Origin of the sequence: Pseudomonas sp. GL-R-26, assembly GCF_019947365.1 — a bacterium.
Classification (GTDB): domain Bacteria; phylum Pseudomonadota; class Gammaproteobacteria; order Pseudomonadales; family Pseudomonadaceae; genus Aquipseudomonas.
In genome coordinates this window covers 38,001-60,692 of the sequence record NZ_JAGYGI010000003.1, presented here as the reverse complement: position 1 = coordinate 60,692, position 22,692 = coordinate 38,001, and the positions used below count along the sequence as shown (strand labels likewise).

22 protein-coding genes and 2 tRNA genes are annotated in these 22,692 nt (G+C 59.5%); 11 read left to right on the top strand and 13 right to left on the bottom strand.

Going from position 1 to position 22,692, the window contains the following annotated elements:
• Positions 1-164 precede the first annotated feature (164 nt).
• From KGA96_RS05040 to recX, 5 genes are all read left to right on the top strand, one after another.
• Positions 165-899: a helix-turn-helix transcriptional regulator gene (locus KGA96_RS05040; protein ID WP_046041284.1), complete on the top strand. Its 735-nt coding sequence runs from the start codon at positions 165-167 to the stop codon at positions 897-899.
• 173 nt (positions 900-1,072) lie between these two features.
• Entirely contained in the window at positions 1,073-1,414 is a 342-nt protein-coding gene (locus tag KGA96_RS05035) for a phage holin family protein (protein ID WP_046041171.1), read from the top strand.
• A 118-nt stretch (positions 1,415-1,532) separates the two neighbouring features.
• On the top strand, positions 1,533-2,033 hold the full coding sequence (locus KGA96_RS05030) for a CinA family protein (RefSeq protein WP_046041286.1): 501 nt from the start codon (positions 1,533-1,535) through the stop codon (positions 2,031-2,033).
• An 83-nt stretch (positions 2,034-2,116) separates the two neighbouring features.
• Positions 2,117-3,175 (top strand): recombinase RecA, encoded by a 1,059-nt coding sequence (gene recA, locus KGA96_RS05025; protein WP_046041172.1) that lies wholly within the window; start codon positions 2,117-2,119, stop codon positions 3,173-3,175.
• 8 nt (positions 3,176-3,183) lie between these two features.
• Positions 3,184-3,651 carry a recombination regulator RecX gene (gene recX, locus KGA96_RS05020; protein WP_046041173.1) on the top strand — a complete coding sequence of 156 codons (468 nt, stop codon included), beginning with the start codon at positions 3,184-3,186 and terminating at the stop codon, positions 3,649-3,651.
• A gap of 44 nt (positions 3,652-3,695) precedes the next feature.
• Here recX and KGA96_RS05015 read toward each other — a convergent pair whose 3' ends face one another.
• Positions 3,696-4,814 (bottom strand): TIGR00730 family Rossman fold protein, encoded by a 1,119-nt coding sequence (locus tag KGA96_RS05015; RefSeq protein ID WP_223511898.1) that lies wholly within the window; start codon positions 4,812-4,814, stop codon positions 3,696-3,698.
• Positions 4,815-5,295: 481 nt separating this feature from the next.
• On the opposite strand from KGA96_RS05015, the gene KGA96_RS05010 reads away from it, so the two are divergent.
• The gene (locus KGA96_RS05010) at positions 5,296-5,490 is read left to right on the top strand and encodes a hypothetical protein (protein ID WP_223466560.1); all 195 of its coding nucleotides are present in this window, start codon (positions 5,296-5,298) and stop codon (positions 5,488-5,490) included.
• Here KGA96_RS05010 and KGA96_RS05005 read toward each other — a convergent pair whose 3' ends face one another.
• On the bottom strand, positions 5,491-5,913 hold the full coding sequence (locus KGA96_RS05005; RefSeq protein ID WP_046041178.1) for a PA3611 family quorum-sensing-regulated virulence factor: 423 nt from the start codon (positions 5,911-5,913) through the stop codon (positions 5,491-5,493).
• 188 nt (positions 5,914-6,101) lie between these two features.
• On the opposite strand from KGA96_RS05005, the gene KGA96_RS05000 reads away from it, so the two are divergent.
• The 3 genes from KGA96_RS05000 to KGA96_RS04990 all read left to right on the top strand — a co-directional run bounded on the left by KGA96_RS05000 (position 6,102) and on the right by KGA96_RS04990 (position 8,167).
• Positions 6,102-6,860, top strand: a complete 759-nt coding sequence (locus KGA96_RS05000) for a tRNA-uridine aminocarboxypropyltransferase (protein ID WP_046041179.1) — start codon at positions 6,102-6,104, stop codon at positions 6,858-6,860.
• A gap of 218 nt (positions 6,861-7,078) precedes the next feature.
• Positions 7,079-7,729 (top strand): response regulator transcription factor ErdR, encoded by a 651-nt coding sequence (gene erdR, locus KGA96_RS04995; RefSeq protein ID WP_046041180.1) that lies wholly within the window; start codon positions 7,079-7,081, stop codon positions 7,727-7,729.
• Between the two features lie 75 nt (positions 7,730-7,804).
• Positions 7,805-8,167: a diacylglycerol kinase gene (locus KGA96_RS04990; protein WP_007996906.1), complete on the top strand. Its 363-nt coding sequence runs from the start codon at positions 7,805-7,807 to the stop codon at positions 8,165-8,167.
• On the opposite strand, the gene KGA96_RS04985 is transcribed toward KGA96_RS04990, so the two are convergent.
• The gene (locus tag KGA96_RS04985) at positions 8,164-9,090 is read right to left on the bottom strand and encodes a LysR family transcriptional regulator (protein ID WP_046041182.1); all 927 of its coding nucleotides are present in this window, start codon (positions 9,088-9,090) and stop codon (positions 8,164-8,166) included. The genes KGA96_RS04990 and KGA96_RS04985 overlap by 4 nt on opposite strands.
• A gap of 147 nt (positions 9,091-9,237) precedes the next feature.
• Between KGA96_RS04985 and fpr the strand changes: the two genes are divergently transcribed.
• Positions 9,238-10,017, top strand: a complete 780-nt coding sequence (gene fpr, locus KGA96_RS04980) for a ferredoxin-NADP reductase (protein WP_008054100.1) — start codon at positions 9,238-9,240, stop codon at positions 10,015-10,017.
• A gap of 181 nt (positions 10,018-10,198) precedes the next feature.
• On the opposite strand, the gene tsaA is transcribed toward fpr, so the two are convergent.
• The 6 genes from tsaA to rimO all read right to left on the bottom strand — a co-directional run bounded on the left by tsaA (position 10,199) and on the right by rimO (position 15,373).
• A complete protein-coding gene (gene tsaA, locus KGA96_RS04975; RefSeq protein WP_046041184.1) occupies positions 10,199-10,897 on the bottom strand; it encodes a tRNA (N6-threonylcarbamoyladenosine(37)-N6)-methyltransferase TrmO in 699 nt (232 codons plus the stop codon).
• A gap of 200 nt (positions 10,898-11,097) precedes the next feature.
• Positions 11,098-11,868: an SDR family oxidoreductase gene (locus KGA96_RS04970; protein WP_008054102.1), complete on the bottom strand. Its 771-nt coding sequence runs from the start codon at positions 11,866-11,868 to the stop codon at positions 11,098-11,100.
• 135 nt (positions 11,869-12,003) lie between these two features.
• Positions 12,004-12,474, bottom strand: a complete 471-nt coding sequence (locus tag KGA96_RS04965) for a DUF1456 family protein (RefSeq protein WP_046041186.1) — start codon at positions 12,472-12,474, stop codon at positions 12,004-12,006.
• A gap of 75 nt (positions 12,475-12,549) precedes the next feature.
• Positions 12,550-13,260, bottom strand: a complete 711-nt coding sequence (locus tag KGA96_RS04960) for an rRNA pseudouridine synthase (protein WP_046041187.1) — start codon at positions 13,258-13,260, stop codon at positions 12,550-12,552.
• Positions 13,261-13,449: 189 nt separating this feature from the next.
• A complete protein-coding gene (locus KGA96_RS04955; protein ID WP_046041188.1) occupies positions 13,450-13,923 on the bottom strand; it encodes a GNAT family N-acetyltransferase in 474 nt (157 codons plus the stop codon).
• Between the two features lie 112 nt (positions 13,924-14,035).
• Positions 14,036-15,373, bottom strand: coding sequence for a 30S ribosomal protein S12 methylthiotransferase RimO (rimO, locus tag KGA96_RS04950; protein ID WP_034146797.1), 1,338 nt, complete (start codon positions 15,371-15,373; stop codon positions 14,036-14,038).
• Positions 15,374-15,666: 293 nt separating this feature from the next.
• Here rimO and KGA96_RS04945 point away from each other — a divergent pair, with 293 nt between their 5' ends.
• Positions 15,667-17,568: a potassium transporter Kup gene (locus KGA96_RS04945; protein ID WP_046041189.1), complete on the top strand. Its 1,902-nt coding sequence runs from the start codon at positions 15,667-15,669 to the stop codon at positions 17,566-17,568.
• Between the two features lie 252 nt (positions 17,569-17,820).
• Here KGA96_RS04945 and KGA96_RS04940 read toward each other — a convergent pair whose 3' ends face one another.
• From KGA96_RS04940 to KGA96_RS04925, 4 genes are all read right to left on the bottom strand, one after another.
• The gene (locus tag KGA96_RS04940) at positions 17,821-19,116 is read right to left on the bottom strand and encodes a virulence factor family protein (protein ID WP_046041190.1); all 1,296 of its coding nucleotides are present in this window, start codon (positions 19,114-19,116) and stop codon (positions 17,821-17,823) included.
• Complete coding sequence (mprF, locus tag KGA96_RS04935; RefSeq protein ID WP_223466554.1) at positions 19,116-21,758, bottom strand: bifunctional lysylphosphatidylglycerol flippase/synthetase MprF; 2,643 nt, start codon at positions 21,756-21,758, stop codon at positions 19,116-19,118. The genes KGA96_RS04940 and mprF overlap by 1 nt, the downstream gene beginning before the upstream one ends.
• Positions 21,759-22,037: 279 nt before the next feature.
• A tRNA-Met gene (locus tag KGA96_RS04930) sits at positions 22,038-22,114 on the bottom strand.
• 232 nt (positions 22,115-22,346) lie between these two features.
• A tRNA-Met gene (locus KGA96_RS04925) sits at positions 22,347-22,423 on the bottom strand.
• Between the last annotated feature and the right edge of the window lie 269 nt (positions 22,424-22,692).

Sequence of the window (22,692 nt, the reverse complement as noted above, 5' to 3'; positions counted from 1 at the left end):
CTACGGCCGGGCTTTTCCGCGATGGGCGCAAGGTTACCATGGGCGGTCTACCCAACGCAGGCGCCACGGCCGGGTGACATCTTTTACGATGCAAAAATCATGTTATGCACCGATTATGCAAATCGGCATTGTCTTCTTTGAGAAGACCAAGCACTATGCGGGTTATGCATAAACGCAACGTATCTACCGTATTAAGAGCATTGCTCGATCAGCACGGGATCTCCCCCACGGAGCTTCACCGTCGCACCGGCGTGCCTCAATCCACGCTCTCGCGCATTCTCAGCGGGAAGATCGTCGATCCTTCGGATAAACATATTTCGAAGATCGCCGAGTATTTCTCCTTGAGTACCGACCAGTTGCGTGGCCGCGCGGACGTCTCGTCTGCCGCTAATGCCGGGCGCGCTCCAGTGCATTCGGAACTCAAGGATATAAGTCTGTGGGATGACGATACCCCTGTCGATGACGACGAGGTGTCGGTCCCCTTTCTTCGCGAGGTTGAATTGGCTGCAGGATCAGGAAGATTCGTTATCGAGGAGAGCGAGCGCTCTAGCCTGCGCTTCGGCAAGCGAAGCCTGCGCCATAATGGCGTGCAGTTCGACCAGGCCAAGTGCGTGACAGTGCGGGGCAACAGCATGTTGCCGGTACTGCGCGATGGCGCCACGGTCGGGGTCAATGCCGGCAAGTGTGGCATTGGCGATATCGTTGATGGCGACCTTTATGCAATCAATCACAACGGCCAATTGCGGGTGAAGCAGCTGTATCGCCTGCCGACCGGGATTCGTTTGCGCAGCTTCAATCGTGATGAGCATCCGGACGAAGATTACACCTTTCAGGAAGTCCAGGAGGAGCCGATTGTTATCCTGGGGCATGTTTTCTGGTGGGGTATGTACGCCCGCTAACACTCCCTGCGTTCAGATAGAACCCGCTTCCCGAGCGGGTTTTTTTCGCGTGCTGAAAACATTGGATCATCTTTTCAATGCGTTAACGCATTGACTAAATATGCATTGATGCATAACCTGCTTGCCTATCTAGGCAAGAACGCGGTGTGACCGTTCACTCAAGGAGGCATGAAATGACCGCTGAGCAATATGCGTTGCTGGACATGCCTCTGTGGCTGGTCATCAGTCTGCCAATACTCGGTGGCGTTACTGGTGAAATGTGGCGTGCCGATAAAGAGGGCGTTCGTGGCTGGCTCCTTGTCCGACGCCTGAGCCTGCGATCTGGCTCCAGCATGATCTGCGGCGCCTCGGTCATCATGCTGCTGCACGCCGCCAATGTTTCCATTTGGGCTGCCTGTGCGGGTGGTTGTTTAGCGGCGATGGCCGGGACAGAAGTAGTTCTGGGGTTGTATGAGCGTTGGGTGGCCAAGCGTATGGGGGTCGGTCATGCCCCGTCCGGTGACGCCGAAGATTGATTCCCCGACAGGCCTTTTCCAGAGCCTTTGGTTCTTTACATTTTGATCGCTCCTGTTGCTTGCAAGTGCGGTCTGCTCGTGTACGGTTAACCTCATCCCGCCCGATCAGGAGATGACCGTGAACGAAATCACCCAGCTCGCCGCCGAACTCGGCAGACGCCTGCAGGTTCTCAATGCCCACGTCACCACGGCGGAGTCCTGCACCGGCGGAGGCATCGCCGAGGCAATCACCCGTATCCCCGGGAGTTCGGCCTGGTTCGAGGCCGGTTATGTCACCTACTCCAACCGGCAGAAAACCCTGCAACTGGATGTCCCGGTGGAATTGTTCACCACCGTGGGCGCGGTCAGTCGCGAGGTGGTCGAGGCCATGGTGCGGGGGGCGCAGAAGAAAAACAGCGCGTATTTCTCCGTGGCGGTCAGTGGCATCGCCGGGCCGGATGGTGGAACGGCGAACAAGCCGGTTGGCACGGTATGGCTGGCCTGGGGCGTTGGAGACCAGGTGTTCTGTGAGCGGCAGCACTTCCCGGGTAATCGCGACGACGTCCGCCGACAAACGGTGAGGGCCGCGCTAGAGGGGCTGCTGCGGTATGCCGCGGCAGAAATCTCAAATCAGGGGTAGGCGATCCGGAATCGCTGTGGAATAATACTGGCTACTTATACAGGTGTTGGCCGTCAGGCCTTATTGATTACGTGAGGACTTTAATGGACGACAACAAGAAGAAAGCCTTGGCTGCGGCCCTGGGTCAGATCGAACGTCAATTCGGCAAGGGTGCCGTAATGCGTATGGGCGATCAGGACCGTCAGGCGATCCCGGCCATCTCCACTGGCTCTCTGGGTCTGGACATTGCTCTCGGCATCGGCGGTCTGCCAAAAGGCCGTATCGTTGAAATCTACGGTCCTGAATCTTCCGGTAAAACGACGCTGACCTTGTCCGTGATCGCCCAGGCTCAAAAAGCCGGCGCGACCTGCGCATTCGTCGACGCCGAACACGCCCTCGACCCTGAGTACGCCGGCAAGCTGGGCGTCAACGTCGACGACCTGCTGGTTTCCCAGCCGGACACCGGCGAACAGGCCCTGGAAATCACCGACATGCTGGTGCGTTCCAACGCGGTTGACGTGATCATCGTCGACTCCGTGGCCGCCCTGGTGCCAAAGGCTGAAATCGAAGGCGAAATGGGTGACATGCATGTGGGCTTGCAAGCCCGTCTGATGTCCCAGGCGCTACGTAAAATCACCGGTAACATCAAGAACGCCAACTGCCTGGTGATCTTCATCAACCAGATCCGTATGAAAATCGGCGTGATGTTCGGTAGCCCGGAAACCACCACCGGTGGTAACGCACTGAAGTTCTACGCATCGGTTCGTCTGGACATCCGCCGCACTGGCGCGGTGAAAGAAGGTGATGAAGTCGTCGGTAGCGAAACCCGCGTCAAGGTTGTGAAGAACAAGGTGGCTTCGCCGTTCCGTCAGGCCGAGTTCCAGATTCTTTACGGCAAGGGCATCTACCTCAACGGTGAGATGATCGACCTGGGTGTTCTGCACGGTTTCGTCGAGAAGTCCGGTGCCTGGTATGCCTATGAAGGCACCAAGATCGGTCAGGGCAAGGCCAACTCGGCCAAGTTCCTGGCAGACAACCCGGAAGTCGCGGCAAAGCTGGAGAAGCAACTGCGTGACAAGCTGCTGTCCCCTTCGTCGGTAGCAGACGCCAAAGCTTCTGCGGTCAAAGAGACCGAAGACGACCTGGCTGACGCTGATATCTGATCGAAGCGATGACCGCCGTACTCGATACACTCGTCGCGGTGCGGCGAACTGCAATGGACCTGCTCGCACGGCGCGAGCACGGTCGTGTCGAGCTGACGCGTAAACTGCGTCAGCGCGGCGCCATTCCTGAAATGATCGAAACAGCACTCGACCGGTTGACGGAAGAGGGGTTGTTGTCCGAAAGCCGTTACCTCGAAAGTTTCGTTTCCTACCGCGCCCGTTCCGGTTATGGCCCTTTACGCATTCGTGAAGAGTTGGGCCAGCGCGGCCTGCAGCGCACCGATATTGAACTCGCCCTGCGTGAGAGCGGTTTCGACTGGCAGGAGCAATTGATCGATACCTGGCGGCGCAAGTTCTCCGGGCAATTGCCGGCAGACGCCCGGGAGCGAGCCAAGCAAGGCAGGTTCCTGGCGTATCGGGGATACTCCATGGAAATGATCAACCGCCTCTTCAGTGGTCGAGGAATGGATGATTGAACTGAAACGGCCCGCTATTTCGATAGCGGGCCGTTTTTTATGCCTCATGAAACCTTTGACGGTTCCCGGGTGCGTTGTTGTACTTGGGGTTTTGATTGTGCCCAGTTTTCCGGCAGGTTGATGTAGTCCACAAGCTCGCGCAGACGTCCATGATTGCGGGCGTTGAAGTTGAAGACTAGCCGCACCAGATGGCTGAACTCGGCTTCGTCATGTTCCTCACCACTGTAAGCGCGCTGATGGAAGTGATCGCTCAGGCACAGGTCGGCGAAAGCCTCCTGCATGTGTTCGAGTGCGTGGTCGCTGAGTGTGTGATTCATGCGAATCAGGAACTGATGCTTGAGCCAGCGACTGGAGTGGAAGTTGCTGTAGAACTGGTTGATATGCTCTACCGCTTCTTCGACGTTGTAGACCAGTTTCACCAGCTTCATGTCAGTGGGCAGGATGTAGTGGTTTTCCTCCAGTTGCTGGTGAATGAAGTCCAGTGCGCCTTGCCAGAACTTGCCGCCCGGCGCGTCGAGCAGCACCACGGGTACCAATGGGCTCTTGCCGGTCTGGATTAGCGTCAGCACTTCCAGTGCTTCATCCAGCGTACCGAAGCCACCCGGACACAGCACCAAGGCATCGGCTTCCTTGACGAAGAACAGCTTGCGGGTGAAGAAGAAGTGGAAGGGCAACAGGTTGGTCGTGCCATCGACAGTGGGGTTGGCATGCTGCTCGAAGGGCAGGGTGATGTTGAAGCCCAGGCTGTGTGTCAGGCCTGCGCCCTCATGGGCGGCGGCCATGATGCCGCCGCCGGCGCCAGTGATCACCATCATGTCCGAGCGCGCTAGCGCAGCGCCGAGTTCCCGGGCCATGCTGTAGAGCGGATGTTCCATGGGGGTACGGGCCGAGCCGAAAACAGTGACCTTGCGCCGCCCCTTGAATTGTTCGAGCACGCGGAAAGCCTGTTCCAGTTCGCGCAGGGCTTGTAGGGTGATTTTGGCATTCCAGCGATTGTGGTCTTCCTGGGCCATGCGCAGCACGGTCAGGACCATGTCGCGGTAGATCGGGATGTTCGGGCTGTTGGGTGAAATCAGCTTGAGTTGTTCTTCGACCTTGCTGATGAGGTCGTGGCCGCTTTCTTCAAAATGACGGCTCAGGAGGTCATTCGGTTGGTAAGGCATTCAACTTCTCCTTATGCACAGAACCCTCGGCCCGACAACGTAAGTCGGTGCCACGACACTTCATGTGTCGCTGTCTGCCCAGGCCCATGCCTGGGCGACCTACTTGACCCGAAAGGCATCGGATCATCCAAACAGGCTCTGTTTTCCCTTGGATAAAAGAAACGTTCGCATAACACGACAAGCGACGGCCAGCCCCTTTCCAGCCTTGAAGAAGTATAGGTGGATACCCTGAAATCTAGACCTTCACAGTGATTTGCGTTGCCTTGATCATTGCGCCACAAAGTCTTTCCTGGCAACCGCTTATTGACGATTTGCAAGGTGCTTTCACCGCTCGTCTGAACGCACGTCGCATGTGCTGCACTCTGATTTACTAAGTTACAGGTGTCACACGACAACTTTGCGTCAACGGCAAGGCGCACGGTACAAGCGGTTCAAGGATTTATCACTCAAACATGAGTGAAGTGCAGGGAGGCGGGAAACCATGGCCAAAGTCGTTCTGGAGATCGATACGCAACTGTATCGATTGCTGAAGTCATCAGCCGAGACCCATCATTTGAGTCTCGAAGAGGAGTGCTGCCGGCGTTTGCGCGGTGGCGAACGCCGTTCACATTACTTGCAGGCGCTGCTGGCAGAACTGCGCGCCGAAGATGAACAACGGCGCGCCAATACCAGGTGATTACTTTTTCTTCTTGGCCGGTTGCAGGCAATCCGATTCCTGGAAGCTTGCGGAGCCGACCGGGCGGTTGGTCTTCACCTCGGTGAAGTCGTAACGCATGATCGCGCCCTTGGCCATCAGCTTGCGAAACCCTTCGTTTCGGCAGACAGAAGCTCCCAACTGGAAGTACACGGCTTTCGGGTCTGAACGCATCTTGTCGGCGTGGCTGCTCTGCACGCTCAGATGGTTGATCAGCTGTTTGCCTTCAACGGTGTAGCCTTGATCAAGGATGTCTTCGTTGATCGCTCGAGGAGTGCCGACGCTGCTCTGGGTGGCGACGTTTTGCAGCATTTTGTTCAGTTCCGTGTCTTTCAAGGACGCAGCCTGGGCGCTGAAGGACGACGCCAGCAAAATGGCCGCGGTAGGAACGATAAGGCGCAGCATGAAACTCTCCTGGTTCAGTGATGGGGGTTGGACCCGTCACGTGGCTGTGCGTTCAGTGGCGGCGAATTATAGGGGAGGCGGGCTGGACGGTACAGGCTTGCGCCGGGCGGTCTGGTAAACTGCTGGCACTTTTTACCCTATCGAGTGTTTTTCGTGTCGATTTCCCTTCTCTGTGGGCGTTGCCCGCTATGAGTCATACCCCCGCGCGCTTTGCCTTGAATGCCGTAGCCCGCTTGCGCGATCAGCGTGAGGAGGAGGGCATCAAGCCGATTCAGGCCCGCGGCTGGCGCGCGACGCGCTGCCGTGACTGCCGGGTGATCGAGAGCCACTGCCTGTGCGCATGGCGCCCGCAGGTCGCTACCCGCTCCGGCGTGTGCCTGATCATGACCAATAAGGAAGTGTTCAAACCGAGCAACACCGGTTGGCTGATCGCCGACGTGGTACCTGACAACCATGCCTTCATCTGGTCCCGCACCGAGACCGATCCGAAGTTGCTGGCGCTGTTGTCCGACCCGCAATGGCAGCCTTACCTGGTGTTTCCGGGTGAGTACGTCGAACCTGAGCGCGTGACAAACAGCGTTGACGTCGATGGCACGAAGCGCCCGCTGTTCATTCTGCTGGATGCGACCTGGACCGAAGCGCGAAAGATCTTTCGCAAGAGCCCCTATTTCGATCGATTGCCGATCCTCAGCCTGCTGCCGGAGAAGCTCTCCCGCTACCGGTTGCGCCGCTCGACCCGCAGCGAGCATCTGTGCACCGCGGAAGTGGCGGCGCTGTGCCTCGACCTTGCAGGCGATGTCGCCGCCGCTTCGGCGCTGGACGCCTATTTCGATGTGTTCAGCCAGCATTACCTCGACGCCAAACACCAGTTGGACATGAACGTTTCGACCCCGGCGCACGCCGAGTTGATGCCCTATGTCCGGTCGGTCTCCCCATTGATGGACTGATTGTCGCGAATACTGCAATAAAGTGTACCGGCCATGCTGCTTGACCACCCCGGCTTCGCTGGGCATGCTTGGCGCCGATTAGGGTGCGGTCGGAATTTTCGACGCCGTTTTTTGCGTTGAGCGTGCCTTGTCAGTGCAGCTCCGTGGCTGTGTCTTGACTTGCTTTGGCGAGGTCCGAATTCATCGGGCGTCCCATGAAAAACAGGATCATTTGAAAAATGGCCACATACGAAATCCTGATTGCCGATGACCACCCACTTTTTCGTAGTGCCTTGCATCAAGCGCTGACCCTGGGCCTTGGCCCGGACGTCCGTCTGGTGGAAGTGGCGAGCATCGCCGAACTGGAAGTCCGCCTGACGGAAAAGTCCGACTGGGATCTGGTGCTGCTGGACCTGAACATGCCAGGGGCCTACGGTTTTTCCGGGCTGGTCCTGCTGCGCGGCCAGTACCCGCAGATTCCGGTGGTCATGGTCTCGGCCCAGGAAGAGGCGACCATCATGGTCAAGTCTCGTGAATTCGGCGCCAGTGGCTTCATTCCCAAATCCAGCGACTTGAGTGTGATCCAGAAGGCCGTGCGTGCAGTCCTTGACGGCGATGTGTTCTGGCCGCCGCAGGCGTTCGAAGCGGTCAGCGTCTCGGATGAGGCCAAGGCGGCCAGCGAAGGTCTTGCCAGCCTCACCCCGCAACAGTTCCGCGTGCTGACCATGGTCTGCGAAGGCTTGCTGAACAAGCAGATCGCCTACGAGCTGAGCGTTTCCGAGGCCACTATCAAGGCGCACGTGACCGCGATTTTCCGTAAACTGAATGTGCGGACCCGGACTCAGGCCGCGCTGCTCTTGCAACAACTTGAGTCAATTTCCAGCCATTAAAGGCTGGCAAATTCACGCTTTTTTGACTTTGGTTGAACTAGCTTTCCCACTTCTTTTTTGCCAGTTGCCCACTCTATGTCACCTTTCAAAGGCCAGACCGGCCTGAAACGTATTCTCAATGCTTCCGGTTATTCGCTGGACGGCCTGCGCGCAGCCTTCACCGGTGAAGCCGCCTTTCGGCAATTGGTGTTGCTCAACGTCATCCTGATTCCTTTGTCGTTCTTCCTGAATGTCAGCCGGGTCGAACGGGCGTTGTTGATCGCTGTATGCCTGTTGGCGTTGATCGTCGAGTTGCTCAACTCGGCGGTGGAAGCGGCCATCGATCGAATTTCCCTTGAGCGGCACCCGCTGTCCAAGAATGCCAAGGACATGGGCAGTGCCGCCCAGTTCGTGGCATTGAGCATGATTGCCCTGGTGTGGGCGGTGATTCTGCTCTAAGCGATCGTCGGCAGTACGATCTCGTCGCTGCGCTGAACCCCGGCAGTGAAGGCGCGGCACAGATCGAGAAACTCGCGCATCGCCGAGGTCTGATATTTTTGTTTATGCCAGATGAAATAAAACTGTCGCGCCAGATCCAGATCCGGCGTCTCGACAGGCACCAGGCTGCCACGGCGGAATGCGTCGCGCAAAGCCAGCCTGGAAATACAGCCAATCCCCAAACCTGATTCCACCGCGCGTTTGATCGCTTCGGTGTGCTCAAGCTCGAGGCGGATGTTTAACGAAGTGCGGTGATGGCGCATGGCTTGATCGAAGGTCAATCGCGTACCTGAGCCCTGTTCGCGCAAGATCCAGGCTTCGTGGCTCAACTCGTCCATGGTGGCCGTGCCACGTTTGGCCAACGGATGCTGAGGGGCGCAAAACACCACCAGTTCGTCCTCGACCCAGCTTTGCACTTCGATGTCCGGGTGGCTGCAGTCGCCTTCGATTAGACCCAGATCAATTTCATAGTGGGCCACTTGCTGCACGATATTGGCAGTATTCTGCACGTGCAGCTTCACTTGGCTTTCCGGGTGGCGCTGCATGAAACTGCCGATCAGCAAGGTGGCCAGGTAATTGCCGATGGTCAGGGTCGCGCCCACGGCCAGCGAGCCGAAACCGGACTTGCCGTTGAGCAGGTCTTCGATTTCCTTGGCCTGGTCCAGCAGCGCCACCGCTTGCGGCAACAGCTGTTTACCGAGGGCGTTCAGGCTCAACCGTTTGCCGGCACGGTCGAACAACTGGCAGCTACACTGGCGCTCCAGTTCGGTGATCGAGGTGCTCGCCGCCGATTGCGAGAGGTTGAGCAGGCCCGCGGCACGGGACACGCTTTCCTGCTGGGCGACGGCGACGAATACTTGAAGTTGACGGAGAGTAAATCGCATATCGATATAACCGATAACCCTTATCTTAATAATCCATTTAACAGATATTGTCTCTGCCTTTAGAATGCGATGCAATTGCGCAGAGCTGGCTTTTTTGCAGAGCAGGCGCCGAACACGCGCAGACAAATCTCCAGGAGTCCCACGTACATGAGCAACATGAACCACGAGCGTGTCCTCAGTGTTCATCACTGGAACGACACTCTGTTCAGCTTCAAGTGCACCCGTGATCCGGGCCTGCGCTTCGAGAACGGTCAGTTCGTGATGATCGGCCTGCAACAGCCCAACGGCCGCCCGCTTATGCGCGCTTACTCGATTGCCAGCCCGAACTGGGAAGAGCATCTCGAGTTCTTCAGCATCAAGGTGCCTGATGGTCCGCTGACTTCGCAGTTGCAGCATCTGAAGGAAGGCGACGAGATCATCATCAGCAAGAAGCCTACCGGCACGCTGGTACTGGATGACTTGAAGCCTGGCAAACATTTGTACCTGCTCAGCACCGGTACCGGCCTGGCGCCGTTCATGAGCGTCATCCAGGACCCGGAAACCTACGAGCGTTTCGAAAAAGTGATCCTGTGCCACGGCGTGCGTTACGTCAACGAAGTCGCTTACCGCGAGTTCATCACCGAGCACCTGCCGCAGAACGAGTTCTTCGGCGACGCGCTGCGTGACAAGTTGATCTACTACCCGACCGTGACCCGTGAGCCGTTCGAGAACGAAGGTCGCCTGACCGACCTGATGCGCAGCGGCAAGCTGTTCAGCGACATCGGTCTGCCACCGATCAACCCGCAGGACGACCGCGCCATGCTGTGCGGCAGCCCGAGCATGCTCGACGAGACCAGCGAAGTGCTGAACAGCTTCGGCCTGAAGGTTTCGCCGCGGATGCGCGAGCCGGGTGATTACCTGATCGAGCGTGCGTTCGTCGAAAAGTGACCGCAGGTCACGTGTAGGAACGAGCTTGCTCGCGATGGTCGTCGACGATAACGCGTGTTTACCGGTTAAACGCGGTGTATTCGAGTTCATCGCTGGCAAGCCAGCTCCTACAGTTGCTGCGTAGCACAAAGAAAGCCCGCGTGACCTGAGAAGGTGACGCGGGCTTTCTTGTTTCCGGGGTTCAGGTTTTCGCGGGAATGACTTCCAGCACGCGGATCAGCTCCGGTGTCGGATAGTGCCAGCGCACATCGACATCCCAGAACTGCGCGCCGTACTCCCGCTCCGGTGCAGGCGTTTGATAGGCCGGGCGTGGATCTTGCGCCAGGCATTGCTCGATCAACTCGACCAAGGGCTCTGCAAGGCGCTGGGCATGCTCGTGAGCCTGTTGCAGCGCTGTGTCCATCCACTGCACGGGAATCAGCTGTGGCGCAGCGCTGGCGATGCTGTTGGTGGCTGTATCGATGATGTCGGCGTAGGGCACGTAGGGTTTGATATCGAGAATCGGCGTGCCATCCAACAGATCGATGCCCGAGATCCACAACCGGCCGGCTTCGACCTTGTCCAGTTTCACCACCGACTGCCCGATGCCATTGGGGCGGTGGGTGGCGCGGGTGGCGAACACGCCCATGGATTTATTGCCGCCGAGGCGAGGAGGGCGAACCTTCAAGCGAGGTTTTTCCTCCAGGGCCTGGTGGAACAGGAATAGCAGCCACACGTGACTGACCTGCTCCAGGCCTTGCACCGCGTCCCCTTGATCGAATGGCGCCACCAGTTCCAGCACGCCACGGGCAGCCGGGGCCAGTTGGGGTTGGCGCGGAATGGCGAACTTCTCCTTGAAGCAGGAGCGCACGAAGCCGATGGGGGAAACGCTGTAGGTCATGGTTTGGGGTCGAGGCGGAATTAAGGCCGGCATGATAACCCACACGGCCTTTGGCTCGGTGGCGCCTGTCAGTCCGTCATCGCGGGCAAGCCACGCTCCCACAGGTTTTGTGATGGACACAAATTTTGTGTGCGCTCGAGAGCCCTTTGGGAGCGGCGGTGCGGCGATCCGACTTGCTCGCGAAGGCCGCACCGCCGATTTCAGAGACTGAACCCGCCATCCAGCGGAATGATGTTCCCGGTCATATAGGCTCCAGCGGTACTTGCCAGGCTGATCGCCAGCGCCGCCATCTCCTCCTCGCGACCCCAACGCTTCATCGGGATCAGCGCCGTGTCCTGCGCCAGCGCCTGTTCATCGTTGCCGATGTGCTGGGTCATCTTGCTCGGAAACCGTCCCGGAGCGATCACGTTGACGTTGATGTGCTGGCTGACCAGTTCGCGCGCCAGAATCCTCGACAGTTGGTGCAACGCAGCCTTGCTCGGCCCGTAGGCATACGCCTGCTCGCCGAAGGAGGAAATCCCGGCCACCGATCCGATGTTGATGATCCGCGCCGGATTCGCTTCGGAGCCGGCCTTGCGCAGCAGGGGCAGGAACTGCTGGATGCAGTTGAACACCGAGGTCACGTTGAGCTGCATGACCTTCTCCCAGCCCTTGATCGGGTAGCTCTCCAGCGGTGCGCCCCAGGTGGTGCCGGCATTGTTTACCAGAATGTCCAGATGAGTGATCTGCTCGCCCAGGCGGGTGGCCAGTTGCAGGACGCCTTCTTCGGTGGCGAGGTTGGCCGCGATGGCGCGGCAGCGGCCAAGTGCACCGAGTTCGTCAGCGGTTTGCAGGCAGGCTTCGACGTCGCGGGCGCAGACGTACACGGTGGCACCCGCCTCGACATAGGCCTTGGCGATCATCTTGCCGATACCACGGGTGCCGCCGGTCACCAGGGCGGTGCGGCCTTGCAGGGAGAAGTAGGGATGCATGGCGAATCCTGAGAACTGAGGTCTTTACACCCTAGTCGTCAGCTGCCAGAAGTGGAGCCACTATTTTTGCGCGGAATGAGGGGACATATGGCCCGACCTTGAGCTGCATGCATGCAGCTCAAGGCCAGCGGGCGTTTACTGCGGGCGAACGCGCAGGGTCAGGCCCTTGAGGAAATTGCGCAGCAGCTGGTCGCCGCACGGGCGATAGTTGGTGTGGCCGAACTTGCGGAACAGTGCGCTCAGCTCAGGCTTGGACACCGGGAACTCGGCGGCCTTGAGGATCGCGTGCATGTCGTCTTCTTTCAGCTCGAACGCTACCCGCAGCTTTTTCAGGATGATGTTGTTGGTCACTGGCACTTCGATCGGCTGCGGCGGACGGCTTTCGTCCTTGCCGCGCTTGAAGATCACCAGGCCGTCGAGGAAATGCGCCATGACTTCGTCCGGGCAACGTACGAAGCCTTCCTCGTCTTCCTCTTTTTTGTCGAGGTAGGTCAGCAGGTCCGGCAGGGTCACGTCCAGGCCGCCGAGCTTGATGATCTCGATGACTTTCTTGTCGCTGATGTCGAGCATGTAGCGCACGCTGCGCAGTACGTCGTTATGAATCATGTGGGCAGTCCTGATATTCAGCTGTGGGCGTCGCGGCCAGGCGCGGCGCCGAAATGTGTGGCGGCGAGAAAAGCCTTAGAACTTCTCTTTGCCGGACAGGTAGCGCCATTGCCCCACCGGCACTTTGCCGATGGACACGCCGCCGATGCGGATGCGACGGATGGCGATGACCTTGAGGCCGACCGCCTGGCAAAGCAGGGCGATGATGCCCGGCTGCGGGTTCTTCATGGCAAAGCGCAGGCGGTTCTCGTTCTGCCAGCTGGCCTTGACCGCCGGCAACTCTTTGCCCTTGTAGGTCAGGCCGTGGTTCAAGCGGTTCAGGCCGTGGGCCACCATCTCGCCTTCAACTTCGACCACATACTCTTGCTCGATCTTGCTGGAGTCGGCGGTGAGTTTGCGCAGGATTTTCCAGTCCTGGGTGAACACCAGCAGCCCGCTGGCGTTGGCCTGCAGGTCGGTGCTGGCGGTCAGGCGCAGGAAGTGTCCGCGCAACGGGCGCTTGCCGTAACGGTGCTCTTCGCTCAGCGTCTCGGCGCCGAGGGTGGCCATGGCGGTGTCTGCGTCCATGCCGGCGGGCACGTTGAGCAGCAGGGTCACAGGTTCCGGCGCGGTGGCCTTGGCTTCGGGATCAAGCTCGACTTTCTGGGTGTCGACCTTGAATTGCGGCTCGTCGATGACCACACCGTCGACGGTGACCCAGCCGCCCTCGATGAACAGCTCAGCCTCCCGACGGGAACAGCCGACGAGTTCGATGAGGCGTTTGGAGAGACGAATCGGGTCAGTCATGTCAGGGCCGTAACAAAAAGGGGGTGGGCATTGTACCTGCCTGGCGCCGGTTAATCCCGGTTCCATTTACGCTGTTTGGCTTTTGTGGGAGCGGGCTTGCTCGCGAAAGGGCCGGCAGACCCAACATAGATGTCGACTGACACACCGCTTTCGCGAGCAAGCCCGCTCCCACATTGGTCATGTGTTGTGTCAGCCATGTTGGGCGTGTTGTTGATCCTGACGCATCCGCATGTGCAACAACGGATACGGCTGCCCCATGCCATCGACCTCCGAGCGTCCAATCACCTCGAAGCCCTGTTTGAAGTAAAAGCCGAGGGCTTGGGGGTTCTGTTCGTTGACGTCCAGCTCATTGGCGTTCAGGTGTTCCAGGGCATAGCGCAGCAATTTCTTGCCCAGGCCCTGGCCGCGATGGTCGGGGGCGATGAAGAGCATTTCGATCTTGCCGGCCGCGACGCCGGCGAACCCGGTGATGCGCTGGCTCGAATCCTTGGTGCAGATCAGCATCACCGAGTCGAGGTAGCGGGTCAGCACCAGGTTTTTCAGCAGTTCGATGTAGCTGTCCGGCAGAAAGTCGTGGGTGGCGCGTACCGAGGCCTCCCAGACCCGGGTCAGTTCTTCGTAGTCGCCGAGTTTCGGCGTGTGGATGACCGAATGCTGCCGCATGCCCGTCTGCCTCTTATGCGTTGGTTGATAGGAATCCCTCCATGTGCAAACGATAGCCGTAAAAAAGCCCCGCATCTCGTCAAGAGAGCGGGGCTTTGCGTATTTTTTGCGTTTAGATCTGTTCAGCCCACAGGTCGTATTCGTCGGCGTCAGTCACTTTACACCAGACCTTGTCGCCCGGCTTGAGGTTGCTGCCGTTGTCGATGAATACGTTGCCGTCGATTTCCGGGGCATCGAAGAAGCAGCGGCCCACCGCGCCTTGCTCGTCGACTTCATCGACCAGCACTTCGATCTCGCGGCCGATGCGCATTTGCAGGCGCGCCGAGCTGATGGCCTGCTGGTGCGCCATGAAGCGGTCCCAACGGTCCTGCTTGACGTCGTCCGGGACGACTTCCAGGTCCAGGTCATTGGCCGGTGCGCCTTCTACCGGCGAGTACTGGAAGCAGCCGACGCGGTCGAGCTGGGCTTCGGTCAGCCAGTTCAGCAGGTACTGGAAGTCTTCTTCGGTCTCGCCCGGGAAGCCGACGATGAAGGTCGAACGGATGATCAGGTCCGGGCAGATTTCGCGCCAGTTCTTGATACGGGCCAGGGTCTTGTCTTCGAAGGCCGGGCGTTTCATCGACTTCAGCACTTTCGGGCTGGCGTGCTGGAACGGGATGTCCAGGTACGGCAGGATCTTGCCGGCGGCCATCAACGGGATCAGCTCGTCAACGTGCGGGTACGGGTAAACGTAGTGCAGGCGAACCCAGACGCCGAGGGTGCTCAGGGCTTCGCAGAGTTCGGTCATGCGGGTTTTCACCGGCGCGCCGTTCCAGAAACCGGTGCGGTACTTCACGTCGACGCCATAGGCGCTGGTGTCCTGGGAGATCACCAACAGCTCTTTGACACCGGACTTGACCAGGCGCTGGGCCTCGTCGAGCACGTCGCCCACCGGACGGCTGACCAGTTTGCCGCGCATCGACGGGATGATGCAGAAGCTGCAGCTGTGGTTGCAGCCTTCGGAAATCTTCAGATAGGCATAGTGGCGCGGGGTCAGCTTGATGCCTTGTGGTGGCACCAGGTCGATCAGCGGGTTGTGGTCCTGGCGTGGCGGCACGACTTCGTGCACGGCGTTGACCACTTGCTCGTACTGCTGCGGACCGGTCACGGCCAGCACGCTCGGGTGTACGTTGCGAATGTTGCCTTCTTCGACGCCCATGCAGCCGGTCACGATGACCTTGCCGTTTTCCTTGATGGCTTCGCCGATCACTTCCAGGGACTCGGCCTTGGCCGAGTCGATGAAGCCGCACGTGTTGACTACCACGACGTCGGCGTCCTGGTAGGTGGACACCACGTCATAGCCTTCCATGCGCAGCTGGGTAAGGATGCGCTCGGAGTCGACCAGTGCTTTGGGGCAACCCAGGGATACGAAGCCAACCTTTGGATTGGCCGGCGCAGGAGTGGTGGACATGTCTAACCTCGGTATTTTGTGACGCCGCTTGCCGGGCAGGGCAAAACCGACGGACGGGCGCTTGAACTGCGCCTCTGATCAAAAAGTGCGCAATTCTAGCGATGAGTCGTTCACTTGACCAGCTTTATGCAGGGAAATACGACGAGTGCTGCGCTATGCTTCGCGCCGTTACGCTTTACTGATTTTTTACAGTCAACAAAACGTCTGTAACGTGAAGTAAAACAGCGCATGCTGCACGACAAAGCATAGTGCTTCTTTCAAAGAAGCCCGGGTCTGAGAAGTAGGAGTGGTGGATGGGTCAGGCAAGTAGTCAGGCTGCAGGTGCCGAGCATTCGGCGGTCAAGCCGATCGGCATGCTGGTCGCGGCAGTCGGGGTGGTTTATGGCGATATCGGCACCAGTCCGTTGTACACCCTCAAGGAAGTGTTTTCCGGAGGCTACGGCGTACCGGTCAACCATGACGGGGTGCTGGGGATTCTGGCACTCATTTTCTGGTCGCTGATCTGGGTCGTGTCGATCAAGTACATGATGTTTGTACTGCGCGCCGACAACCAGGGCGAAGGCGGGATCATGGCCTTGACCGCACTGGCCCGGCGGGCGGCGGCGGGGCACGCCAAGTTGCGCACGTTGCTGGTGGTCTGCGGACTGATCGGTGCGGCGTTGTTCTATGGCGACAGCATGATCACCCCGGCGATTTCCGTGCTGTCGGCGATTGAAGGCCTGGGGCTGGCCTTCGAAGGCATCGACCATTGGGTCGTGCCGCTGTCGCTGGTGGTGCTGGTCGCGCTGTTTCTGATCCAGCGTCACGGCACGGCGCGCATCGGCATTCTGTTCGGGCCGATCATGGTCACCTGGTTCCTTGTGCTGGGTGCATTGGGCGTCTATGGCATCAGCCAGCATCCAGAGGTCCTGGAAGCGATGAACCCGGTGTGGGGCGTGCGCTTCTTCATCGACCACCCGGGCATGGGCGTGACAATTCTCGGCGCTGTAGTACTGGCATTGACCGGTGCCGAAGCGCTGTACGCGGACATGGGCCACTTCGGGCGCAAGCCGATTGCTCGCGCTTGGTTTCTCCTGGTGCTGCCGGCGCTGGTGCTCAATTATTTTGGTCAAGGTGCCTTGTTGCTGGGTGACCCGGAAGCAGCCCGTAACCCGTTCTACCTGCTTGCACCCAGCTGGGCATTGATCCCGCTGGTCGGCTTGTCGACCCTGGCTACGGTGATTGCCTCGCAAGCGGTGATTTCCGGTGCGTTCTCCCTGACCCGTCAGGCGATCCAGCTCGGTTACATTCCGCGCATGCACATCCGGCACACCTCCAGTGCCGAACAGGGCCAGATCTACATCGGCGCGGTGAATTGGGCGCTGATGGTCGGCGTGGTGCTGTTGGTGCTGGGTTTCGAATCCTCCGGTGCCCTGGCCTCAGCCTACGGTGTGGCGGTGACCGGGACCATGCTGATGACCACCATCCTGGTGTCGGCCGTGATATTGCTGTTGTGGAAATGGCCACCGCTTTTCGCCGTTCCGCTGCTGCTCGGTTTTCTGCTGGTGGACGGCCTGTACTTTGCCGCCAACGTGCCGAAAATCGTCCAGGGCGGGGCTTTCCCGGTGATCGCCGGTATTGTGCTGTTTGTGTTGATGACTACCTGGAAGCGCGGCAAACAGTTGCTTGTCGAGCGCATCGATGAGGGTGGATTGCCGCTGCCGATCTTCATCAGCAGCATTGCCGTACAACCGCCCCATCGAGTTCAGGGCACCGCTGTGTTCCTGACAGCGCGGGCGGATGCCGTGCCCCATGCGTTGTTGCACAACCTGCTGCATAATCAAGTGTTGCACGAGCAAGTGGTGTTGCTGACGGTGGTGTACGAAGACATCCCGCGGGTGCCACTACAACGGCGCTTCGAGGTCGACTCCTACGGCGAAGGTTTCTTCCGCGTAATCCTGCATTTCGGATTCACCGATGAGCCGGATGTACCGCAGGCACTGAAACTGTGCCACCTCGATGAACTGGATTTCAGTCCGATGCGTACCACCTACTTCCTCAGCCGCGAGACGGTCATTGCCTCCAAGCTCGAAGGCATGGCCCGTTGGCGCGAAGGGTTGTTTGCCTTCATGTTGCAGAACGCCAACGGCAATTTGCGTTTCTTCAATCTGCCGTTAAACCGGGTGATTGAGCTGGGGACGCAGGTGGAGATGTAAACCTCATCAAAAAGCCCCCGTTGCCATTGCGGCAGCGGGGGCTTTTTTGTGGTCAATGCATTTTCTGGAGCCAGTGAAGATCCCTTGTAGGAGCGAGCCTGCTCGCGATGGCAGCGCCACATTCAACAGTGATGTTGCCTGGTCTACCGCCATCGCGAGCAAGCTCGCTCCCACAGGGGGGGCGTTGATTGGTCGAATGTAAAAAGCCCCCGCTACCGTGAGGTAACGAGGGCTTTTTTCGGCTGGCTCAGATCACTCTGTAGCAGCCGTTTCCTTCGCCTGACGTTTCTCGATCACATCCACCAGGCGCTTGGCCAGCGCCGGGTAGTTCTCGTCGAAGTGGTGGCCGCCAGGCAGCTTGATGGCTTCGCCCACCGCTGTCTTGTCGGTGCAGCCACTCTCGTCGGTTTCTTCCTCGCCGTAGATGCACACCACTTTGGCCGCTGGCAGCTTGGCCATTTCCGGGCCGGTGGCGGCTTCCTTGCCGGCGTTGCCGAGCCAGCCTTCGACTTCGATCTCGAAGCTGCCGGTACGGGCGAAGGCCAGCAGGATGATCGCGTCGACGCGTTGCTGTTCCGATTCGGCCAGGCGGTTGTAGATCGCCGGCAGTACGTCGGCGCCGAACGAGTAGCCGGTCAGGATGAAGCGCTTGGTGCCCCATTTCTGCCGGTAGTGTTGCATCAGTTCAGCCAGGTCCAGCGCGCTTTGCTCGGGGCTCTTGTGCTGCCAGTAGTAGCGCAGGGTGTCGATACCAACCACTGGGTAGCCGATCTTGGCCATCTCGCCCGCCACGTCGCGGTCGAGGTCGCGCCAGCCGCCGTCACCGGACAGGAACAGGGTCACGGTGTCCCTGGCCTGGCCTGCCGGCACTTCGACCACCGGGATCTGCAGGCCGCCAGCGGCTTTGTCGCCACCGACGAGGATCTTGCGCAGTTCGTTGTTCAGCACTTGCGGCAGGTTGATGTCGTAGTCGCTGATGCTGGTCTCGGCGTTCGGTTGATCACGCACGAAGCCGGCACTGGTGTCGTCCGGGTTGTCGTTCCACGCCGCCAGCCAGTGGCCGTGGGCGGCGCTTTTCGGCAACAGGTGCGTGCAGCCACCCTTTTCCAGGGCCAGGTCGACCGAGACGGCGTAGGCCTTGTCGTCCTTTTGCTCGGACAACCAGCGCCAGGCCAGCACGGCGCCAGGGCCGATGCCGCTGACCAGGGTCGCCGGGCCTTTGAGTTCCCGCAGACCTGATTGCAGGGCGCGGCTTTGCAGCAGGCAGTCCTTTGGCAGGATCACCTGGACAATTTGTGCCGCGCCGCTACGGCTCAGGGTGATCAATTGCTTGTCGCTGAGTTTCTGGTCTTCGTTGACCGCCACCAGCACCTGGGCGCGTGGCGTGGTGCCGGGGATGACACGGGTCATCGCCGCACCATCGGCCGGGGTCAGCAATTCGAGGGTCGGTTCCGGTGCCGGGCGTTTCAGGTACCAGTAACCGCCACCGAGAATCAGGGCCACTATCACCAGTGTGCCCAATACATACCGCAAGGAGCGTTGAATCATCAGCGTTTCACCAATCCGGTCAAGCCGCCCGCGATCAGGGCGGCGGTGTCGGCCAGCGCAACCAGCGGATCGAGTCCGGCGGGCACGGCCATATAACGGGGTTCCCAATCAGGCTGGAACTTGTCTTTGAAGCGTCGCAAGCCCTGGAAGTTGTACAGCTGCTCACCGCGGCGGAATACCATCGAGCCCAGGCGCTGGGTCAATGGCGCGCCGCGACGGGGTTGCAACCCCGACAACGGCACCATGCCCAGGCTGAAACGCGCGTATCCATGGTTTTTATAATGTTGAATCAGGCCGACCATCATGAACTCCATGGTCAGCTTCGGGGCATCCGGGTGCGCGCGCATCAGATCAAGGCTGGCCAGGTCATGGCCGTAGGTCTCGAGCAGGTTGGCGAACGCCACCGGGCGACCTTCGAAACGAATCACCGCGATGCGGAAATGCTTGAGGTAGTCATCGCTGAAGCGGCCCAGCGAGAAGCCTTTCTCCCGGACGTTCTTGCCGGTCAGCCAGGCATCGGAAATCACCTTGAGCTCATCCATCGGCGCGTGGCCCGGCTCATGGATTTCCAGGGACAGGCCGTCACGGGTGCCACGGTTCCAGGTGTAGCGCAGGTCCTTCATCTCTTTGCCCTTGGCTTCGAGATCAAAACGCTTGAGATCGACCCGGGCTTCTTCGCCGAGCTTGATCGCGGTCAGGCCGATGTCCATGTAGTACGGCAGGTTCTCGGCGCGCACTTGATAGAACACGGGACGGGCGTGGTGGATGTCGCACAGGTCGCGGAACTGCCAGATCATTTCCGCCCGTTGCTGGCCCGGGCCGATCGGGTCATACAGCGCCACCAGGCTGCGGCCGCGACGGGCGTACATCAGGAACGCTTCGTCATTGGTGTGAAACAGCAGCGCCTTGTCACCGGTCAGGGCCAGGCCGCCATCCGGTTGAGCCGATGCCATGAGGATCTTGCTGGCGCGCTCCAGTTCATCGGGCGTGGGCAGGTGAATGACCGGACGTGCAGTGCGCAGCAGCCAGGTCAGGGACACCACCACCAGCAGCACAGCGGCGCCGAGCAGCGAGCGCAGGCCGCGAGGGGCGTCGGCGTCGAGGGTGAACTGCCACCAGAGTTGGTGGCTGTAGGGAACGTCCTGATAGGCGAACAGCAGCAACCAGATCGACGCCCCGAGCACGCACAGGCTGGCCACCAGGTACAGCGGCGAGAACGGTACTTCGGTCAGGCGGCTGGGGCGATAGAACGAGCGGCGGAATACCCCGAGCAGGCTCGCCGTCAGCACCATCAGGCTGGCTTCTTCCCAGTCGAAGCCTTTGAGCAGCGAGAGCAGGGCACCGACCAGCAGCAGAATGGTGGTCAGCATCCACGCGGCCGACAGCCGGCGACGCAGTCCTTGGGCCAGCAACAGGCAAAGCACGCCGACCAGGCTGGCACCGAAGTGCGAGGCATCGACCAGTCGATGGGGGATCAGAAAGCCGATGTGTTCCAGGCGGGTATCGATTTCCGGGGTGGCGCCGGAGAACAGCAGGACAACGCCGGACAGGAATACCAGCACCGCCAGTATCGGAGCCGCCAGGCCCGAGGCCGCGCGCAACGTCTGGCGTGTCTGGAACAGGCGCTGGCCTTCATTGATCAGCAACAGCAGGCAGGCCACCAGCAAGGGCAGGACCACGTAGATCAAGCGATAGAGCAGCAGGGCGGCCGCCAATGGCGCAGCGCCAAGGGTGTCGGAAAACGCCGCCAGCAATATTGCCTCGAACACCCCGACACCGCCCGGCACATGGCTGAGTACGCCAGCGGCCAGGGCCAGCAGGTAAACCAGAAGGAACGCGCCGAAGGGTGGTGTTTCCGGCAGCAGCAGATAGAGCACGGTCGCGGCGGCCGCTACGTCCAGGGCGGTGATGATCAATTGCAGGAATGTCAGGCGACGCCCGGGCAGGCGCAAGGTGCGACGCCCGACCCTGACCAGCAGGTTGTCCGGGTATGGCTGCTCCGGCAGCCGACGACGGTAGATACCGATGGCCAGCACCGAAAACAGCACGAGCACGGCGCTCGCCACCACGCCCAGCAATGTCTCGGAGAGCCCCAGGGCGGTGGATGCGGCTGGCAGGTCGCTGAGCGTCGCCAGGGCGGCCAGCGGCGGCAGGGCGCAACCCAGCGAGAGACTGGCGAACAACGTCATGCGGGCGACTTCAGCCGCTCCCAGGCCATGACGGGCATAGAGGCGATAGCGAACCGAACCGCCCGACAACATTGAAAGACCGATGGCGTTGCCGATGGCAAAGGCCGTGAAACCACCCAGCGCCAAAGTGCGCGGTGTCAGGCTCACCCCGGCATAGCGGCTGGCCGACCATTCGTAGCCGAGCAGAATGATGAAACCCACAACGGTTGCAGCCAGTGCGCCCATCAAGGCAGGTTTGGGAACGTCAAGGATTGAGTCGTGCAGCGCGTAAAGGTCGAGCTCGCTCAACAGGTGGCGACAGGCAATCAGCGCAATCGCGAACAATAGCAGGGTGACCGCCAGGCCAATGGGTTGACGGTATTTGCTCAACCGATCAAGCAGGCGCAAGCGCTCGGCATTGATCGGTTGTGTCGCTGTGACAGTGTCTTGTGAATCAGACGAGTTGGCGCGCATCAATCACCTCTTGGATTGTGCGCGACAGGATGGAGGTATCCAGCCAAGTTACCAATCCCTGTAGAAAAAAATAATCACAAATATTAACGCCTATCACCGGGCAACGGGGACGGCGCGTCATCAGTCGTGAAGGCTTCAGCCTGCAATAGAGCATAGTCTGAACCCGGCGCATGGGTGCTTCCCAAACGACTTGCTACACAGTGACAGGTCATTGTTGCGAAAGGACTTTTTCAACAGATACAAAAAAGGCCACTCTTTCGAGTAGCCTTTTTTGATGTTTGGTTGCGGGAGCCGGATTTGAACCGACGACCTTCGGGTTATGAGCCCGACGAGCTACCAGACTGCTCCATCCCGCGTCTGTGTGGCGGCATTCTATAGAGATACGCCGGGGTGTCAACCGTTAATCCTGAAGCAGGTCAAATAAACGTTGAATCGCGTCAAACGGTCGCAGGGATGGCCTAAGTTTCGGAATCAGAACGATTTCCGATTTCGGTCTCGTTGAGCGTCCAGGCCGTGTTTCGGCGTTCGATGCTACAAAATGAGCACGCACAAAAAAGGCCACTCTTTCGAGTAGCCTTTTTTGATGTTTGGTTGCGGGAGCCGGATTTGAACCGACGACCTTCGGGTTATGAGCCCGACGAGCTACCAGACTGCTCCATCCCGCGTCTGTGTGGCTCATTCTATAGAGATGCGCTCGGGTGTCAACCTCAATTTCCGATAAAACCTCTTCCCGTTCAATCGGTTAGCGTTCAAAAGGGGAGGCCGATCGGTCTGTGAGGCAGGCAGGGCAAGGCCTGTGGGTCTATTGAAAGCAACTTTTCGATTGAAAAAACAAATTCACAATCGACTCTTCCTACGATTGGAAAAGAACATTCAGACTACTGGTGCTATATACAGGTGTCGGTGAGATACTGTTTATCCGGCACGCCATGAC

Excerpts from the sequence above, each read along its gene's own strand:
- KGA96_RS05010 (WP_223466560.1), top strand. The coding sequence starts at position 5,296 with ATGGCCAAAGTCGTTCTGGAGATCGATACGCAACTGTATCGATTGCTG.
- KGA96_RS04985 (WP_046041182.1), bottom strand. The coding sequence starts at position 9,090 with ATGCGATTTACTCTCCGTCAACTTCAAGTATTCGTCGCCGTCGCCCAG.
- KGA96_RS05015 (WP_223511898.1), bottom strand. The coding sequence starts at position 4,814 with ATGCCTTACCAACCGAATGACCTCCTGAGCCGTCATTTTGAAGAAAGC.
- tsaA (WP_046041184.1), bottom strand. The coding sequence starts at position 10,897 with ATGACCTACAGCGTTTCCCCCATCGGCTTCGTGCGCTCCTGCTTCAAG.
- recA (WP_046041172.1), top strand. The coding sequence starts at position 2,117 with ATGGACGACAACAAGAAGAAAGCCTTGGCTGCGGCCCTGGGTCAGATC.
- KGA96_RS04965 (WP_046041186.1), bottom strand. The coding sequence starts at position 12,474 with ATGATTCATAACGACGTACTGCGCAGCGTGCGCTACATGCTCGACATC.
- rimO (WP_034146797.1), bottom strand. The coding sequence starts at position 15,373 with ATGTCCACCACTCCTGCGCCGGCCAATCCAAAGGTTGGCTTCGTATCC.
- KGA96_RS04960 (WP_046041187.1), bottom strand. The coding sequence starts at position 13,260 with ATGACTGACCCGATTCGTCTCTCCAAACGCCTCATCGAACTCGTCGGC.
- KGA96_RS05040 (WP_046041284.1), top strand. The coding sequence starts at position 165 with ATGCATAAACGCAACGTATCTACCGTATTAAGAGCATTGCTCGATCAG.
- KGA96_RS04970 (WP_008054102.1), bottom strand. The coding sequence starts at position 11,868 with ATGCATCCCTACTTCTCCCTGCAAGGCCGCACCGCCCTGGTGACCGGC.
- KGA96_RS05005 (WP_046041178.1), bottom strand. The coding sequence starts at position 5,913 with ATGCTGCGCCTTATCGTTCCTACCGCGGCCATTTTGCTGGCGTCGTCC.
- KGA96_RS04940 (WP_046041190.1), bottom strand. The coding sequence starts at position 19,116 with ATGATTCAACGCTCCTTGCGGTATGTATTGGGCACACTGGTGATAGTG.
- KGA96_RS04955 (WP_046041188.1), bottom strand. The coding sequence starts at position 13,923 with ATGCGGCAGCATTCGGTCATCCACACGCCGAAACTCGGCGACTACGAA.
- erdR (WP_046041180.1), top strand. The coding sequence starts at position 7,079 with ATGGCCACATACGAAATCCTGATTGCCGATGACCACCCACTTTTTCGT.
- KGA96_RS04990 (WP_007996906.1), top strand. The coding sequence starts at position 7,805 with ATGTCACCTTTCAAAGGCCAGACCGGCCTGAAACGTATTCTCAATGCT.
- fpr (WP_008054100.1), top strand. The coding sequence starts at position 9,238 with ATGAGCAACATGAACCACGAGCGTGTCCTCAGTGTTCATCACTGGAAC.
- recX (WP_046041173.1), top strand. The coding sequence starts at position 3,184 with ATGACCGCCGTACTCGATACACTCGTCGCGGTGCGGCGAACTGCAATG.
- KGA96_RS05035 (WP_046041171.1), top strand. The coding sequence starts at position 1,073 with ATGACCGCTGAGCAATATGCGTTGCTGGACATGCCTCTGTGGCTGGTC.
- KGA96_RS04945 (WP_046041189.1), top strand. The coding sequence starts at position 15,667 with ATGGGTCAGGCAAGTAGTCAGGCTGCAGGTGCCGAGCATTCGGCGGTC.
- KGA96_RS05000 (WP_046041179.1), top strand. The coding sequence starts at position 6,102 with ATGAGTCATACCCCCGCGCGCTTTGCCTTGAATGCCGTAGCCCGCTTG.
- mprF (WP_223466554.1), bottom strand. The coding sequence starts at position 21,758 with ATGCGCGCCAACTCGTCTGATTCACAAGACACTGTCACAGCGACACAA.